12 protein-coding genes are annotated in these 15,413 nt (G+C 73.8%); 5 read left to right on the forward strand and 7 right to left on the reverse strand.

The features are described from left to right. The first annotated feature begins 47 nt into the window (after nt 1-47). Nucleotides 48-1,847, forward strand: a complete 1,800-nt coding sequence (locus ACIGW4_RS34115) for a SpoIIE family protein phosphatase (protein WP_123457148.1) — start codon at nt 48-50, stop codon at nt 1,845-1,847. Between the two features lie 90 nt (nt 1,848-1,937). Here ACIGW4_RS34115 and ACIGW4_RS34120 read toward each other — a convergent pair whose 3' ends face one another. The 3 genes from ACIGW4_RS34120 to ACIGW4_RS34130 form a co-directional block, all read right to left on the reverse strand. Then, a complete protein-coding gene (locus tag ACIGW4_RS34120; RefSeq protein WP_399585266.1) occupies nt 1,938-3,107 on the reverse strand; it encodes an esterase-like activity of phytase family protein in 1,170 nt (389 codons plus the stop codon). A gap of 135 nt (nt 3,108-3,242) precedes the next feature. Further along, entirely contained in the window at nt 3,243-4,841 is a 1,599-nt protein-coding gene (locus ACIGW4_RS34125) for a M4 family metallopeptidase (protein ID WP_399585268.1), read from the reverse strand. 202 nt (nt 4,842-5,043) lie between these two features. Continuing rightward, a complete protein-coding gene (locus ACIGW4_RS34130; RefSeq protein WP_359588177.1) occupies nt 5,044-6,024 on the reverse strand; it encodes a LysR family transcriptional regulator in 981 nt (326 codons plus the stop codon). Between the two features lie 297 nt (nt 6,025-6,321). Between ACIGW4_RS34130 and ACIGW4_RS34135 the strand changes: the two genes are divergently transcribed. The 4 genes from ACIGW4_RS34135 to ACIGW4_RS34150 all read left to right on the forward strand — a co-directional run bounded on the left by ACIGW4_RS34135 (nt 6,322) and on the right by ACIGW4_RS34150 (nt 11,009). Beyond that, nucleotides 6,322-6,942, forward strand: a complete 621-nt coding sequence (locus ACIGW4_RS34135) for a carbonic anhydrase (protein WP_359588178.1) — start codon at nt 6,322-6,324, stop codon at nt 6,940-6,942. An 8-nt stretch (nt 6,943-6,950) separates the two neighbouring features. Further along, the gene (locus ACIGW4_RS34140; protein ID WP_123457683.1) at nt 6,951-7,595 is read left to right on the forward strand and encodes an L-threonylcarbamoyladenylate synthase; all 645 of its coding nucleotides are present in this window, start codon (nt 6,951-6,953) and stop codon (nt 7,593-7,595) included. 236 nt (nt 7,596-7,831) lie between these two features. Beyond that, the gene (locus ACIGW4_RS34145) at nt 7,832-9,382 is read left to right on the forward strand and encodes a FadD3 family acyl-CoA ligase (RefSeq protein ID WP_398706793.1); all 1,551 of its coding nucleotides are present in this window, start codon (nt 7,832-7,834) and stop codon (nt 9,380-9,382) included. Nucleotides 9,383-9,395: 13 nt separating this feature from the next. Beyond that, nucleotides 9,396-11,009, forward strand: a complete 1,614-nt coding sequence (locus ACIGW4_RS34150) for an NAD(P)/FAD-dependent oxidoreductase (protein ID WP_123457143.1) — start codon at nt 9,396-9,398, stop codon at nt 11,007-11,009. Nucleotides 11,010-11,083: 74 nt separating this feature from the next. Here the strand turns inward: ACIGW4_RS34150 and ACIGW4_RS34155 are convergent, their stop codons facing one another. The 4 genes from ACIGW4_RS34155 to ACIGW4_RS34170 are packed head-to-tail and all read right to left on the reverse strand — an operon-like array spanning nt 11,084 to nt 15,261. Then, complete coding sequence (locus tag ACIGW4_RS34155; protein WP_399585272.1) at nt 11,084-11,998, reverse strand: alpha/beta hydrolase; 915 nt, start codon at nt 11,996-11,998, stop codon at nt 11,084-11,086. 28 nt (nt 11,999-12,026) lie between these two features. Next, on the reverse strand, nt 12,027-12,791 hold the full coding sequence (locus tag ACIGW4_RS34160; RefSeq protein ID WP_399585275.1) for a glucose 1-dehydrogenase: 765 nt from the start codon (nt 12,789-12,791) through the stop codon (nt 12,027-12,029). Beyond that, entirely contained in the window at nt 12,791-13,573 is a 783-nt protein-coding gene (locus tag ACIGW4_RS34165; protein WP_399585277.1) for a glucose 1-dehydrogenase, read from the reverse strand. The genes ACIGW4_RS34160 and ACIGW4_RS34165 overlap by 1 nt, the downstream gene beginning before the upstream one ends. A gap of 8 nt (nt 13,574-13,581) precedes the next feature. Beyond that, nucleotides 13,582-15,261, reverse strand: coding sequence for an FAD-dependent oxidoreductase (locus ACIGW4_RS34170; protein WP_399585280.1), 1,680 nt, complete (start codon nt 15,259-15,261; stop codon nt 13,582-13,584). Between the last annotated feature and the right edge of the window lie 152 nt (nt 15,262-15,413).

The following is a 15,413-nucleotide window of genomic DNA, read 5'->3' on the forward strand; positions in this document are numbered from 1 at the left end:
CACACTGGCACCGGAAACGGCGTCGAGTCCTGTTGGGGGCCGAAAGAGTGAACGGCGGCAGCGGCGGACGGCGCCTGCCCGGCCGCGGCTCGGCCGGGCGGGACCCGGCGGGACGCCGCGCTGCCCGGGAGAACATCCGGTTCCGAAGGGGCAGGGGCGTTCTGCCGCCCGACCGGTTCACCATGCGCAGCCGACTCGCCTGGCTGAATTCCGCCACCTCCAGGATCGGCACGACCCTGGACCTGGAGCGCACCGCGCAGGAACTCGCCGAGTTCACCGTGCCCCGCTTCGCCGACGGGGCGGCCGTGGACATCCTGGAGAGCGTCCTGCGGGGCGACGAGGGGTCTCGGTGGACGGAGCCGGGCGTCCCGCCCCTGCGGGCCACGGCGCTGTGCGCCATCGAGGAGCTGTCCTCGCTGGAGCCGACCCCGGTGGGCGAGACCTTCGTCCACGCCGAGCAGCCCCACGAGACCCTGCTCCACCGGTACTGCCTGCGTCAGGGCAAGCCGGTCCTGCTGAGCCGCATGCGCGACGACGACTTCCTGCGCGTCGCGCCCACCGCGAGCGCGGCCGCCAAGATGCGGGCCGCCGGGGTGCACAGCTATCTGGCCGTGCCCCTCATCGCCCGCGGGCTGCTCCTCGGCAGCGCCGACTTCGTCCGCGCCCCCGGGACTCCCCCGTTCTCCACGACCGACCTGGCGCTGGCCGAGCAGCTCGCCTCCAAGGCGGCCGTCTTCATCGACAACGCCCGGCTGTACGGGCGCGAGCGCGAGCACGTCGTCTCCTTGCAGCGCAGCCTGCTGCCCCGCGTGAACCCGACGACGCCGGGCCTGCTGGTGCACTCCGAGTACGCGCCCGCGGCGGCCCACCACGGGGTGGGCGGGGACTGGTACGACGTGATGGCGCTGCCCGGCGGGCGGACGGCCCTCATGGTGGGCGACGTGATGGGGCACGGGCTGCCGGCCGCCGCCACCATGGGGCGGCTGCGGACCGTCGCCCGCACCCTCATGACCCTGGACACGGCGCCCGAGCGGATCCTGGCCCGGCTGGACCTGGCCACCCGCGACCTGGAGGACGAGCAGGTCGCCACCTGCCTCTGCGCCGTCTACGACCCCGCCGACTCCACGTACACGCTGGCGAGCGCCGGGCACCTGCCGCCGCTGCTCCTCGACGGGCAGGGCGGCGGCGAGTTCGTCCGGGTGCCGATCGGCGCGCCGCTGGGGGCGGGGGTGATCCCGTACGACCCGCTGCGGCTCCGCGTCCCGGACGGCGCCCACCTGGTCATGTACACGGACGGTCTGGTGAAGTCCCGCGAGGAGGACGTGGACGCCCAGCTGGACCGGCTCCGCTCGGCCGCGCTGGAGCTGACCCCCGAGGCGCTGGAGCAGGGCGGTCTGGTGGAGTGCGCTCCGGCCGCGGCCGCCCGCTTCGACGAGGCGGTGCTCCTGGTGACGGCGGACTCCCCGCTGCCGGCCGGGGACCTGCGGGTGTGGAAGCTGCCGCAGGACGGCCGGGCCGCCTCGGTCGCCCGGGGACTCGTCACCGAGCAGCTCGCCGCGTGGGGGCTCGCGGAGCTGGCGGACGTGTCCGAGCTCGTCGTCTCCGAGCTGGTCGGCAACGCGCTGCGGTACGGGAACGGGCCGGGCGAGCTGCGGTTGCTGCGGGGGGAGCGGCTCGTCGTGGAGGTCTCGGACACCGGCCCCGACCTGCCCCAGATCCAGCACGCGGACCTCAGCGACGAGGGCGGCCGGGGGCTTCAGCTCATCAACATGCTGTGCCGCAGATGGGGCTCCTGCCGCACCGTCACCGGCAAGGTGGTCTGGGCGGAGCAGAACATGCCCTCCTGAGGCGGGCCCGGCGGGTCCCGGAGGGCAGGGCGCCGGGAAGCCGTCGGTGACCGGCCCGCCGGGGCGTGCCGGTCACCGCTCGTACCGGGGTCAGCGGACGGCGAGGGCGACGATCTGGGTGACCGCCTCCGTGTCGAAGTTGTCGTCGCTGACCAGGATCAGCGACCGCTCGCCGGAGGGCAGGACCGGTCCCCACGTCATGCCCTCGGTGTTGTCGACGGTGGAGAGGCCGAGGGTGTGGAAGTCCGCGACGAGCGTCTTGCGCATCGCCCGCACGGGCTGTCCGGCCAGCGAGTCCGTCGCCCGCACGTCGGTCGCCCCGCGGGTGGTGGCGTCGAAGAGGCGGATCTTGTATCCCGAGCCGGCGACCCAGGTGCGTTCGAGCACGAGGTAGCGCTCGGGGTCGTCGGGGAAGGCGAGGATCGACGGGACGCCGGTGTCCGGGGCCCAGGGGCTGGTCGGGTCGGAGGGCGCGAAGATCTTCTCCAGGGGGTACGCGTACTGGCCGAGCACCCGGCCCCCGCGCGTCTGCTGCGTGACCCGGACGAGGGCGCCGTGCTCCAGGTCGGGCACGGGACCGTCCTGGAGCAGGGGCCCTTCGACCGCGCTGGTCACCACGCGGCCCCGGGAGCCGAAGGTGATGGCCTCGATCGCCTGGTTCCGGCGCGGCCCGCGCTCGTCCATGGTGATCTCGTAGTTCGACGGCAGCCTCAGCTGTCCCCGGTAGGCGCCGGTGGGGCCGGCGAACTGGACGGAGGGCTGGATCACCGGTCCGGCGTCGGCCGCCTTGGGCCGGTCGCCCTCCTGGGCCCACCAGTAGTCGCAGCTGCGCGGGTCGACCCGGATCTCCTCGGGGTCGACGGCCTTGCCGTCCCCGACGGACGGCGACGGATAGACGGAGCCGTCCGGCTGGAGGAAGGGGTGGGTGCCGGTGAAGTCGACGGAGTGCACGCCGGCCGCGTCCACGTCCAGCCTGGCGGTGTAGAAGCGGGCGGGTTGCAGGTACGAGCGGTCGTCGCTGATGAACACGTACTCGCCGGTGCACCGGTTGCGGTCGACGCCGGAGAAGCCGCCGACCGTGGTGCCCTGGAAGTCGAGCTTGTGCGGGACGATTTTCTCACCGAGCAGACGGGCGTGGACGGCGCGCTCCGACGGGCGGCCCTCTCCGCCGGGTTGGGCGGCCACGGCCACGGCGGGGGCCAGCGTCGACGTCAGGAGCAGGGCCGCGGCGAGCGCCCGGCGTGTCAGGGAAGATCTCATGCCGATGATCTTGCCGTCGCCCGGTGTGACGGCGCAGTCACCCAATCGTGTGTTCCTGCCGGTGGGACGCGCCCGGGCCCCGTCGTGAGGACGGGGCCCGGGGCGGTCGGTCCGGTCAGGTCGTGCGACGGTGCGTCAGAGGACGTTGACGCCGGTCCAGGCCGCGGCCACGGTGGCGTACTCGGGGCTGGTGGCGCCGTACAGGTCCTTCGCGGCGTTCAGGGTCGCCGTGCGGGCGCCCTTGTAGTCCGTGGTGGAGGTCATGTAGACGGTCAGCGCCCGGTACCAGATGGCGGAGGCCTTCTGGTTGCCGATGCCGGTGACGGTGGAGCCGTTGTACGTCGGGCTGTTGTAGGTGACGCCGTTGATCGTCTTGGTGCCGCTGCCCTCGCTGGCGAGGTAGAACCAGTGGTTGCCGACGCCCGAGGAGTTGTGCACGTCGAGCCGGCCGACGGACTTCGACCAGTAGTCGGCGGAGCGGCCGTCGAGGGAGGGCTTGTCGAAGCGGCGCAGCCACGGCGGGGTGGACTGGTCGCTGAAGAGGTAGTCCGGGGTGTCGATCGGGTTGTCGGCGTACCACTCGACCATCGTGCCGAGGATGTCGCTGGTGGCCTCGTTCAGGCCGCCGGACTCGCCGCTGTAGCGCAGGTTGGCGGTGGCGGAGGTGACGCCGTGGGTCATCTCGTGGCCCATGGTGTCGAGGTCGACCTGCTCGGGGTCGACCGTGCCGTTGCCGTCGCCGGTCATCATGCAGAAGCAGGCGTCCGACCACTGGGCGTTGTCCCAGTTGGTGCCGACGTGGACGAAGACGGTGGCGCCGCGGCCGTCGTTCTTGATGCCGTTGCGGCCGAAGGTGCTCTTGTAGTAGTCGAAGGTCTTCGCGGTGTTGGCGTGGGCGTCGACGGCGGCGGTGGAGCGGTCGGTGGAGAACTTCCGGCCGTCGCCCCAGACGTTGTCGGCGTCGGTGAACAGGGTGCCGGAGGAGCTGTTCAGGGACGAGGACGAGGCGTTGCGCGCGTCCTTGGTGATGTGGCCGCGGATCGGGTCGATCAGCGCGAAGGTGCCGTTGGCCTGCTGGGTGGTGTCGAGGGTGATGTCGCCGGTGTACTCGGAGTGGCCGGTGCCGGTCGACTCGTGCTCGGAGTCGTAGTTCTCGATCGCGGCGCCGGTGGTGGCGTCGGTGACGAAGACCTCGCCGTGCGGCTGGCCCTTGTCGCCCAGGCCCTGCACGGTGGTGCGCCAGGCCAGGCGGGGGGCGCCGTCGGCGGCCCAGACGATCAGCTCGGGGGTGGACCTGGCGCTGCGCACCCGGCCGTCGGCGCGCTTGAGGGCGCCGGCCGCGGTGCCCTTGGCGTCGGTCGCGGGGGTGACGGAGGCGAGCGCCACCTTGTGGGCCTTGGCGTGGCTGGATCCCTTGAGCGAGCCGTCGGCCTTCTGGTGGACGACGAAGTCGCCGCCGACGACGGGGAGGCCGCGGTAGGTCCGGTCGAAGCGGACGTGCTGGGTGCCGTCGGCGTCGATCACGACGTCCTTGACCCGGAGCGCCTGGCCCGCGCCGAAGCCGAAGGTGTCGGCGTGCCGGGTCACGTTCGCCTCGGCCCGGGATATCGCCGTGTCGCGGACGGAGTTCCCGTGCGGCGCGTCGGACTGCGAGTACGCCGGTACGGCCACCGCGCCCGTGGTGATGACGGCGGCGGCGACCATCGTGGAGAGGGCAAGGAGAGGACGGGACATGACGGGGTGTTCCTTCGCTCGTCGTGGGGGGTGACGACGTCCTGGGACGTTGACGCGAAGTGTTCACCAGGTGACATGTTCCTGACGTGATCCCATGTGGGGTATAGCCCCGGAGTTATAGGGGGAAGCAGAGCGGGGGCCGCCGGACGGCCGTCCGCGCCGAGCGGGGAACCGCCGTCCGCACCGAACGAGGGGCCGCCGGTCAGCCGTCCGTGCCGAGCGCGAACTCCTCGCCGCCGCCCTCCCACCAGGCCAGGTACTGCGGTCGCTGCCGCACCAGCGACAGGTACGCCGCGAGCAGCCGCTCGGCCACCGCGTCGGCGAGCTCCGGCGGAACCGTCTCCGGGTTCCAGGCCAGCTGCAGCCGCCGGTGGAACGGGACGTCCACGAGCGGTCGCTGCACGGTGCCCTGGGCGGGCACCTCGGCGCTCGGCCACACCCCGCAGACGGCGCGCCGGCCGGCGACCAGGATCTGCGCCACGGACAGGTCCGGCGTCACGTGCGCGATGCGCGGGGTGAATCCCGCCGACTGGCAGGTGAGGTGGAGATAGGCGTGCACCCCGCTCTCGTCGGCCTCCGGCATGACCCATTCCTCGCCGCGGAGTTCGCCCAGCCCGACGCTCTCCCGGCGCGCCAGCGGATGGTCCTCGGCGAGCAGGACGAAGACCGGCTCGCGCACCAGCGTCCGCGTCACGACCGACTCGCCGACCGGGAGCGGGAAGCCGGGGAACTCGCCGAAGACCGCGATGTCGCATTTCGACTGGCTCAGCGCTTTCACGAGGGTGTGCACCGAACGGCGGGCGTCGATGGCCAGCCGGCTCTCCGGCACGAGCTCGAAAAGGGCGGATATGAGCAGTGACACCAGGGGGCCGGCCGTGCCGCCCGCGCGCAGCGGCGCGGCCGTACCGCTGTCCCTCTCGGCGGCCGACCGCGCGTGCTCGCGCAGCCGGTCGAAACCGACCACGAGGTCGCGCGCGCAGCGCAGGACGTACTGGCCGTGCTCGTTCGGCTTCACGCCCTCGGCGCTGCGGACGAAGAGCGGGCCGCCGAGCTCCTGTTCGATCCGTTTCAGTTGCGCGCTCGTGGCGGGCTGGGAGAGCTGCAGCCGTGCGGCGGCCCTGCGGATGCTGCCGGCCTCGGCGACGGTGAGCAGGACGCGGAGGTGCCGGAACTCGAGGTGCATGAACTTTCCCCGCTCAGGGCGGAGGGTCCTGTGCACCCCCCGTGACCAGCAGAACCAGCTGCCCGAGGGGCATGGTCACCCAGACTCCGACGGGCCCGCCGGGGCGGCAACCACGAGAGGGCAAAATCTACGTGGGCATGCCACGGTTCCGGCCGGCGCCGCGCTGCCGGAGCGCGTCCGGAGCGCGTCCGGAGCGCGTCCGGAGCGCGTCCGCGGGGCGCCTCTCTTCCGGGCCGGCCCCCCTGTCCGGGGGACCGGCCGGGGAGCGGCCGAGAACGGCTCGTTACAGTGGGTGCCATGCCTCGCACCTCGCCTTCGGTCGCTCTCGACGCCATGCTCGCCGGCAACCGCCGCTTCGTCGCCGGGACCCCGGACCACCCCAACCAGGACGCCGCCCGCCGTGCGCAGCTCGCACCCGGACAGGAGCCGTTCGCGGTCATCCTCGGGTGCTCCGACTCGCGCCTCGCCGCCGAGATCATCTTCGACCAGGGACTCGGCGACCTGTTCGTCGTACGGACCGCCGGCCATGTGCTGGGGGCCGAGGTGCTGGGGAGCGTCGAGTACGCCACGAGCATGCTCGGCTGCCGGCTGGTCGTCGTCCTGGGACACGACTCGTGCGGCGCCGTCGCGGCGGCCCGCGCCGCGGTGGAGGACGGGCTGCCGGCGGCCGGGTTCGTACGGGACGTGGTGGAGCGGGTGACGCCCAGCGTCCTGGCGGCCCGCGCCGCCGGTCTGACCGAGGACAGCGACATCATCGACGAGCACATAAGGCACACGGTGCAGCTGCTCATGGACCGTTCCCGGGTCCTGTCGGAGCAGGTGCGGACGGGCGAGGTGGCGGTCGTGGGACTGGCCTACCAGCTCGCCGAGGGCAATGCCCGGCTGGTGACCTCGCACGGCGTGGAGAGCACGGAGTGAACGACCCCATGGCACAGCGATTCGACTGCTCGGACCCGTCGGCCCGCCCGGCCGGCATCGCCGCGGCGGTGGCCGCCCTCGGGGAGGGGCGTCTCGTCGTCCTCCCGACGGACACCGTCTACGGCATCGGCGCCGACGCCTTCGACCCGAAGGCCGTCGCCGGTCTGCTGGCCGCGAAGGGGCGGGGCCGGCACAAGCCCTCCCCCGTGCTCGTCGGCTCCAGGGACGCGCTCGACGGCCTGGTCGCGGAGCTGCCGAGGAAGGCCGAGGAACTGATCGAGGCCTTCTGGCCGGGCGGCCTGACGCTGGTGCTCCGCCACCGGCCCTCGCTCTCCTGGGACCTGGGCGAGACCGGCGGGACGGTGGCCGTACGGATGCCCGACCACCCCCTCGCGCTCGACCTGCTGGCCGCGGCCGGCCCGATGGCCGTCTCCAGCGCGAACCTCACCGACCGTCCCTCGCCGGAGGACTGCGACGCGGCCTTCGGGATGCTGGGCGACTCCGTGGCGGTGTACCTCGACGGGGGCCGGACCGCCGGGCCGGTGTCGTCGTCGATCGTCGATCTGACGGGCGACGCCCCGGTCCTGGTCCGGGAGGGCGTCCTGTCCGCCGCGGAGCTGGCGAAGGTCGTACCCGATCTGATCGTGCCCTGACCCCTCCTTCCCCACCGGCACACCACCGCACCGCCGTTCCCCCCTCCCGGGGGGGGCGGCGGTGCCGTCGTTCCACGGGGCGGACGGCCCGGAGACAGAAGAAGCCCCGCACCTTCCCGGTGAGCGGGAACCTCCCCCTGCGCCGGGGCGCCCCTCCCTGCCAGGCTCCGATCCGCTGTGTTTCCACCGCCCGTGCCCCGCCGGGGGGCGGGGCAGCAGGGAGGACGTGACAGATCATGAGGGGCGCGCAGACCATCGCCGGGCTCGCGGACTGGGCGGCGGAGCGGTACGGGGACGAGGAGGCCCTCGTCTTCGACGGGGAACGCTGGACGTTCGCGGAGCTCCGCGACCGGGTGGACCGGGCGGCACGCGCGGTGATCGCGCAGGGGGTGCGGCCCGGCGACCCGGTCGCCGTGTGGGCCCCCAACAGCGCGCGCTGGGTGGTGGCCGCGCTCGGCGCGGTGGCGGCCGGCGGAGTGCTCGTGCCGGTGAACACCCGCTACAAGGCGGCCGAGGCCGCCGACATCCTGCGCCGCTCCCGGACCCGGCTGCTCTTCACCGAGCACGACTTCCTGGGTACGGACTACCGGGCGCTGCTCGCGGCCTCCGGGGAGGAACTCCCGCTCCTGGAGCGGACGGTGGCCCTGCACTCGGCGGACTGGCCGCGGTTCCTGGCGGCGGCGGACCGGGTGACCGGGGAGGAACGGCTCGCCCGTACCGCCGCCGTGCGTCCGGCCGACACCGCCGACGTCCTGTTCACCTCCGGCACCACCGGCCGTCCCAAGGGGGTGCCCACCACCCACGGGCAGAACCTGCGCGTGTACGACGCCTGGGCCCGTACGGTCACCCTCCGGCGCGGCGACCGCCACCTCCTCGTCAACCCGTTCTTCCACACCTTCGGCTACAAGGCGGGCGTCCTCGCCTGCCTGCTGCACGGGGCCGTGATCGTCCCGGAGCGGGTCTTCGACGCCGGGGCCGTGCTCGGCCGGATACGGGACGAGCGCATCTCCGTCCTGACCGGCGCCCCGACGGTCTTCACCTCGCTGATCCACCATCCCGAGCGCGAGGCGTACGACCTGACCTCGATGCGGATGGCGGTCACGGGCGCGGCGAACATCCCCGTCACGCTCATCGAGGAGATCAGGACGTCCCTCGGCGCGCGGAGCGTCAACACCGCGTACGGGCTGACCGAGTCGACGGGCGTGGTCGCGATCTGCCCGCCGCACGAGTCGCCGGAGACCCTGGCCCGCACCTCCGGGACGGCCCTGGAGGGCACGGAGCTGCGCGTCGACGCCCCGCCCGGGGAGCCGGGCGAGATCCTCACCCGCGGCTACCACGTGATGCACGGCTACCTCGACGACCCCGAGGCCACCGCCCGGGTCGTGGACGCGGAGGGCTGGCTGCACACGGGGGACGTCGGGGTGCTCGACGAGCGCGGGTTCCTGAGGATCACCGACCGGCTCAAGGACATGTTCGTCGTGGGCGGGTTCAACGTGTACCCGGCGGAGGTGGAGCAGGTGCTGCGCGGCCACCCGGCCGTCCGGGACGCGGCGGTCGTCGGCGTGCCGGACGCACGGCTCGGGGAGGTCGGCGTCGCGTACTGCGTGCCGGCGGGCGGGGCTCCGGTCGACGCGGCCGAGCTGACCGCGTACACGCGTGAGCGGCTGGCCAACTTCAAGGTCCCGCGCGCCTTCCGCTCCGTGCCGGAGCTGCCGCACAACGCGGCGGGCAAGGTCGACAAGAAGGCGCTGCGGCGGTCGGCGGCGAACACCACCACCACTCGATGAGGAGAGTACGAACGTGAACGACAGCATCACCGGGTCCGTCGACGTGGTCGTCGTCGGAGCGGGCGTCACCGGTCTGTACGCCGTGCACAGGCTGCGCGGTCTCGGCCTCGGCGTGCGCGGCTTCGAGCGCGGGGACGACGTGGGCGGCGTCTGGTACTGGAACCGCTACCCCGGCGCCCGCTGCGACGTGGAGTCCGTGGACTACTCGTACTCCTTCGACGAGGAGCTCCAGCAGGAGTGGGACTGGAGCGAGAAGTACGCCGCCCAACCGGAGATCGTCCGCTATCTGCGGCACGTCGCCGACCGCTTCGACCTGCGGCGCAGCTACACCTTCGGCACCTCGGTGACCTCCGCCGAGCTGGACGAGGAGACGCTGCGCTGGACGGTCCGCACGGACGGCGGCGAGGTGGTGTCGGCGCGGTACTGCGTGTTCGCCGTCGGCTGCCTCTCCAGCACGCACGTGCCGGACATCCCGGGGGCCGGGGACTTCGCCGGCGCCACGTACCACACCGGTGCCTGGCCGCACGAGGGCGTGGACTTCGGCGGGCTGCGCGTCGGCGTGATCGGCACCGGCTCCTCCGGCATCCAGGCCGTCCCCCTGATCGCCGAGCAGGCGGCGCACCTCACCGTCTTCCAGCGCAGCGCCAACTTCAGCATCCCGGCGGGCAACGCGCCCCTGGACGAGGAGACGCGCCGCCGGCAGAAGGCCGGTTACGCCGAGCGGCGGCGGCTCTCGCGGCTCAGCGGCGGCGGCTCGCCCCACGCGGCGCACCCGTCGCCGACGTTCGAGGTGTCCCCCGAGGAGCGGCGGGCCGCGTTCGAGGAGCGCTGGGCGCTCGGCGGCGTCCTGTACTCGAAGACCTTCCCCGACCAGCTCACCGACCGGGCGGCGAACGACGAGGCGCGCGCCTTCTGGGAGGAGAAGGTCCGCGCGCTCGTCGAGGACCCGGCCGTCGCGGACCTGCTCGTGCCGACGGACCATCCGATCGGCACCAAGCGGATCGTCACCGACTCGCACTACTACGAGACGTTCAACCGCGACGACGTCGAACTGGTGAGCCTGCGGGAGAACCCGATCGAGCGGATCGACCGCACCGGGATCGTGCTGGCCGACGGCGGCCGGGTGGAGCTGGACGCGATCGTGTTCGCGACCGGTTTCGACGCGATGACCGGGGCGATCGACCGGATGGACGTCCGGGGGCGGGGCGGCCGGAGGCTGAAGGACGTGTGGAGCGGGGGCCCCCGCACCTATCTGGGCCTGGGCGTCGACGGCTTCCCGAACCTGTTCAACCTCACGGGGGCCGGCAGCCCGTCCGTCATGGCCAACGTCGTGCTCTGCGCCGAACAGCACGTCGACTGGCTCGCCGACTGCCTGCGCCACCTGGACGAGCACGGCTACCGCGCGATCGAGGCGGACGGAGAGGCCGTCGAGCAGTGGGTGGCGCAGTGCCGCGACCGGGCGGCGGCCACGCTGTTCCCGGCGGCGAACTCCTGGTACCTGGGGGCCAACATCCCCGGGAAGCCCCGGGTGTTCATGCCGTTCATCGGGGGCTTCGGGGTGTACGGGGAGATCATCGCGGACGTCGCGGCCTCGGGGTACAAGGGGTTCACGCTGATACGGGACTGACGGGCGCCGATACGGGAAAGCGCCCCGCCCCCACCGGCCAGGTGGGGGCGGGGCGCACGCGCGCGTACGTCCGGTCAGCGCGGGGCGAGGGCCTCGCGCAGGGCGGCGAAGGCGGTCTCGCGGGCCTCGGCCGCCGCGGGCAGGGCGCCCGCCATGGAGAGGAAACCGTGGAACATCCCGGCGTGGTGGCGTGCCCGCACGGGGACGCCCGCGGCGGTGAGGGCCTCCGCGTACGCCAGGCCGTCGTCCCGGAGGGGGTCGAAGCCGGCGGTGACGATCTGGGCGGGCGGGAGTCCGGACAGGTCGGCGCCCGCCAGCGGGGCCGCGTAGGGGCTGGTGCGGTGCGCCGGGGCCTGCAGATAGCCGTCCCAGTACCAGCGCAGGTGGTCGGCGGTGAGGAAGTAGCCCTGGGCGTTCTCCCGGTGCGAGGGGCGGGAGCGGGTGGGGTCGAGCATCGGGTAGTAGAGCGCCTGGCAGGCGATCTCGGGGCCGCCCCGGTCGCGGGAGAGCAGGGTGAGGACGGTGGCGAGGTTGGCGCCCGCGCTGTCCCCGGCGACGGCGATCCGCCGGCCCGGGTGGGCCGCCGCCGCCCACAGCAGGGCCGTGTAGGCGTCCTCGGGGGCGGCGGGGAAGGGGTGCTCGGGGGCGCGCCGGTAGTCGACGGAGACGACGATCGCCTCCGTGGCGCGGGCGAGGGAGCGGCAGAAGTGGTCGTGGCTGTCGAGGTCGCAGAGGACGAAGCCGCCCCCGTGACAGAAGACGATCACGGGGGCGGTCTCGTGGACGGCCGGGTCGTAGACGCGTACGGGCACGCCGCCGGCGTCCTCGTCCGTGACGCGGGCGACGGGCGGTGGTGGGACGTCCGGCCGGGGGCGGGCGGCGAAGAAGGCGCGCACCTCGGCGATGTCCGTCATCTCCGTCGCCAGCGGGGGGAAGCCGGCGGTGGCCAGGTCGATGACCGCCTGGACCTCGGGGTCGGGCCGGTTCACGTGTCGGCTCCCTTCGGGGTCGGTGGTTTCACGCGTTCGTCTCCTTCGGGGTGAGGAGCGGCATGCGGCCGGCCGACGCGCCGCCGTCGACGGCGAGTTCGGCGCCGGACAGGTAGGAGGAGTCGTCGGAGGCGAGGAAGGCGACGAGGCGGGCGACCTCCTCGGGCTCCCCCACCCGGCCGAGCGGCGCGGCCGGATGCTCCCTGGTGCCCAGGTGCGCGGTCATGGCCGTGGCGATGGCGCCGGGGTGGACGGAGTTGACCCGGATGCCGTCCGGGCCGAGCTCCAGGGCGGCCGTTCTGGTCAGGCCGCGCAGCCCCCATTTCGCCGCTCCGTACGCGCCGTGTCCCCAGATGCCCTGGAGGCCGGCCTGCGAGGAGATGTTGACGATGGAGCCGCCGCCGCTCTCCCGCATCGCCCCGGCGACGGCGCGAACGCCGAGGAACGGGCCGACCAGGTTGACGCGGAGGATCGCCTCCAGGCGGGCCGGGTCCTCCTCGGTGATGGGCGAGGTGGAGTAGATCGCGGCGTTGTTGACGAGGACGTCGAGCCGTCCGAAGGCGTCCAGGGCGGCGGCCACGGCGGCCGCCCAGGACCGCTCGTCGGTCACGTCGTGGCGTACGAAGCGGGCGGCGGCGCCGAGGGAGGCGGCGGTCGCCTCTCCCTCCGGCTCCAGGACGTCGGTGAGGACGACCTGCGCGCCGAGGGCGGCGAACAGGCGGGCCTCGGCCTCGCCCATGCCGCGTGCCGCGCCGGTGACCAGCGCGACCTTTCCTGTCAGGTCGACGGGCATCAGGGGTTCTCCTCGATCAGGTCCTCGGTCGGCCGGAGGGTCGGGCCGGTCGTCCAGCCGCCGTCGACGGCCAGTTCGGCGCCGGTGACGTACGAGGCGGCGTCCGAGAGCAGGAAGGCGACCGCCCGTGCGATCTCGTGGGGTTCGCCGACCCGGCCCATCGGTGTGTCCGGGTACTTCCCCTCGCCGCGCTCGATGCCCACGTGGGCGGTCATCGGGGTGTGGATCATGCCGGGGTGGACGGAGTTGACGCGGATCCGGGCGGCGGCGAGCTCCACCGCGCCGAGCTTGGTGAGCCCGCGCACGCCCCACTTGGCCGCGCCGTAGCCGGCGGTCCTGGCCAGGCCCATGAGGCCGGCGGCGGAGGAGACGTTGACGATCGAGCCGCCGCCGCTCTCCCGCATCGCCGGGATCACGGCCCGCATCCCGAGGAAGACGCCGGTGAGGTCGATGTCGACGACGCGCCGGAACGCCTCGGGCGTCTGCTCCTCCAGGAGGTGGGAACCGCCGGAGATCCCCGCGTTGTTGACGAGGCCGTCCACCCGGCCGAACGCGGCGGCCGTGAAGTCGACGACCGCGCGCCAGTCGTCCTCGGAGGTGACGTCGTGGCGGACGAACCGGGCGTGGCCGCCGAGCCGCCGTGCCGCGGCCCGCCCCTCCTCCTCCCGTACGTCGGTGAGGACGACCCGGGCGCCGGACTCGACGGCCACCCGGCCGGTCTCCGCGCCGATCCCCCGCGCCCCGCCGGTGACGATCACCGTTCTGCCCCGCAGGTCCGTCACGGGGACGCTCACCGCGCGCCGGCGGAGCGCGTCCGGGCGATGTGGCCGGCCGCGAGCCAGCTGAACGTCATGGCGGGGCCGATGGTCGCGCCGGGTCCCGGATAGGTCTCGCCCATGACGGCGGACGACACGTTGCCGGAGGCGTACAGGCCGTCGATGGGCGTGCCGTCCTCCCGCAGCACGCGGGCGGTGGCGTCGGTGACCAGGCCGCCCTTGGTGCCGATGTCGCCGGGGTGGACGGGGATCGCGTAGTAGGGGCCCCTCTCCAGCGGCGCCAGGTTGGGGTTGGGCAGCGTCGGGTCGCCGTAGTAGCGGTCGTAGACGCTCTCGCCGCGGTGGAAGTCCTCGTCGCGGCCGGCGCGGGCGAAGCCGTTGAAGCGGTCCACGGTGGCCCGCAGCCTCGCCGGGGCGACGCCGATCCGGTCGGCCAGCTCCTCGACGGTCGCGGCCTTCCTGACGAAGCCGCTCTCCAGCCACGGCTTGGGGAACGGCTGCCCCGGGAAGAGGCCCATGAAGATGTAGCGGGCCCTGGCGGTGGCGTCGAGGATCAGCCAGGACGGCACGGTGCTCGCCCCCGGCCTGTCGTGGGCGTACATGGCGTCGACGAACTCGTGGTACGGGGCGGCCTCGTTGGCGTAGCGCTCCCCCGCCGCGTCGACGATCACCATGCCGGGGACGCCGCGGTCGGCGACGAGGAAGAACGGCCTGCCCTCGGGGGGCACCACCGACGGCGCGCCCCAGACCTTGTCCATCAGGTCGGTCGCGGCGCCGAGGGCCACGGCCGGCTCCAGGGCGTCGCCGGTCTGCCCCTCGGCGGCGGAGCTCCACTCGGTGGAGGTGGGTGCCGGCAGGTGCTTCTCGCGGAGCCGCTGGTCGTGGGAGAAGCCTCCGGCGGCGAGGACGACGCCGCCCTTCGCCCGGACCGTGAGCTCACGGCCGTTCCTGGTGATCCGGACGCCGGTGACCCGGCCGTCCTCCTCGACGAGGCCGGTCATCGGGGCGGAGAGCCACAGGTCGGCGCCGAGGGCGTCGAGCGAGTGCCGCATGCGGGCGATCAGCGCCTCGCCGAGGGAGAGCGGTTCCCTGCCGGTGAGCCTCGCCCCGACCGCCCGGGCGCCGACCTTGAGCGCGGTGCGGCGGCCGGCCCAGGTGCGCGCCACCATGTTCAGCTGCCGGAAGTCCTTGGACGTGATGGTGAGGCCGTACGTGGGGAGACCGGCGCGGCGCATGGTGGCGCGCTGTTCGGCGCCGAGCTTCCGGAAGTCGAAGACCTGCGGTTCGACGGAGCGGCCCTGCGGGTAGCCGCCGAGCCGCTCGGGGTAGTAGTCGGAGTAGCCGGGGGTGTAGACGAACCTCACGGCCGTGCGGTCGTGGAACTCCCGCACCATTCGCGGCCCGTGGGTGACGTAGGCGTCCTTGCGCTCGGCGGGGACCCGGTCGCCGACCGTGGCGTCCAGGTAGGCGCGGGCCTTCTCGGGGGTGTCGCCGAGGCCGGCGGCGTCCAGGTGGAAGTTGTTCGGGACCCAGATCGCGCCGCCGGACAGGGCGGTCGAGCCGCCGTAGACGTCGGTCTTCTCCACCACCAGGGCGGTCAGTCCGCGCAGTCGGGCGGTGAGGGCCGCGGCCATGCCGGCGGCGCCGGAGCCGACGACCACCACGTCGTACGTGTGGTCCCACTGGTCGTTCATGCGGTTCTCCCTGGTCGTGTCCGAAGGTCCCTGGGTGGGTCGGGGGGGGGGGGGGGGGGGGCCCCCCCCCCCCCCCCCGGGGGGGGGGGGGGGGGGGGGGGGGGGGGGGGGGGGGGGGGGGGCGCGGCGGGGGGGGGGGCGGGGGGGGCCCC

This window comes from Streptomyces sp. NPDC053513, from assembly GCF_044544765.1.
In the GTDB taxonomy this organism is placed as follows: Bacteria; Actinomycetota; Actinomycetes; order Streptomycetales; family Streptomycetaceae; genus Streptomyces; species Streptomyces litmocidini.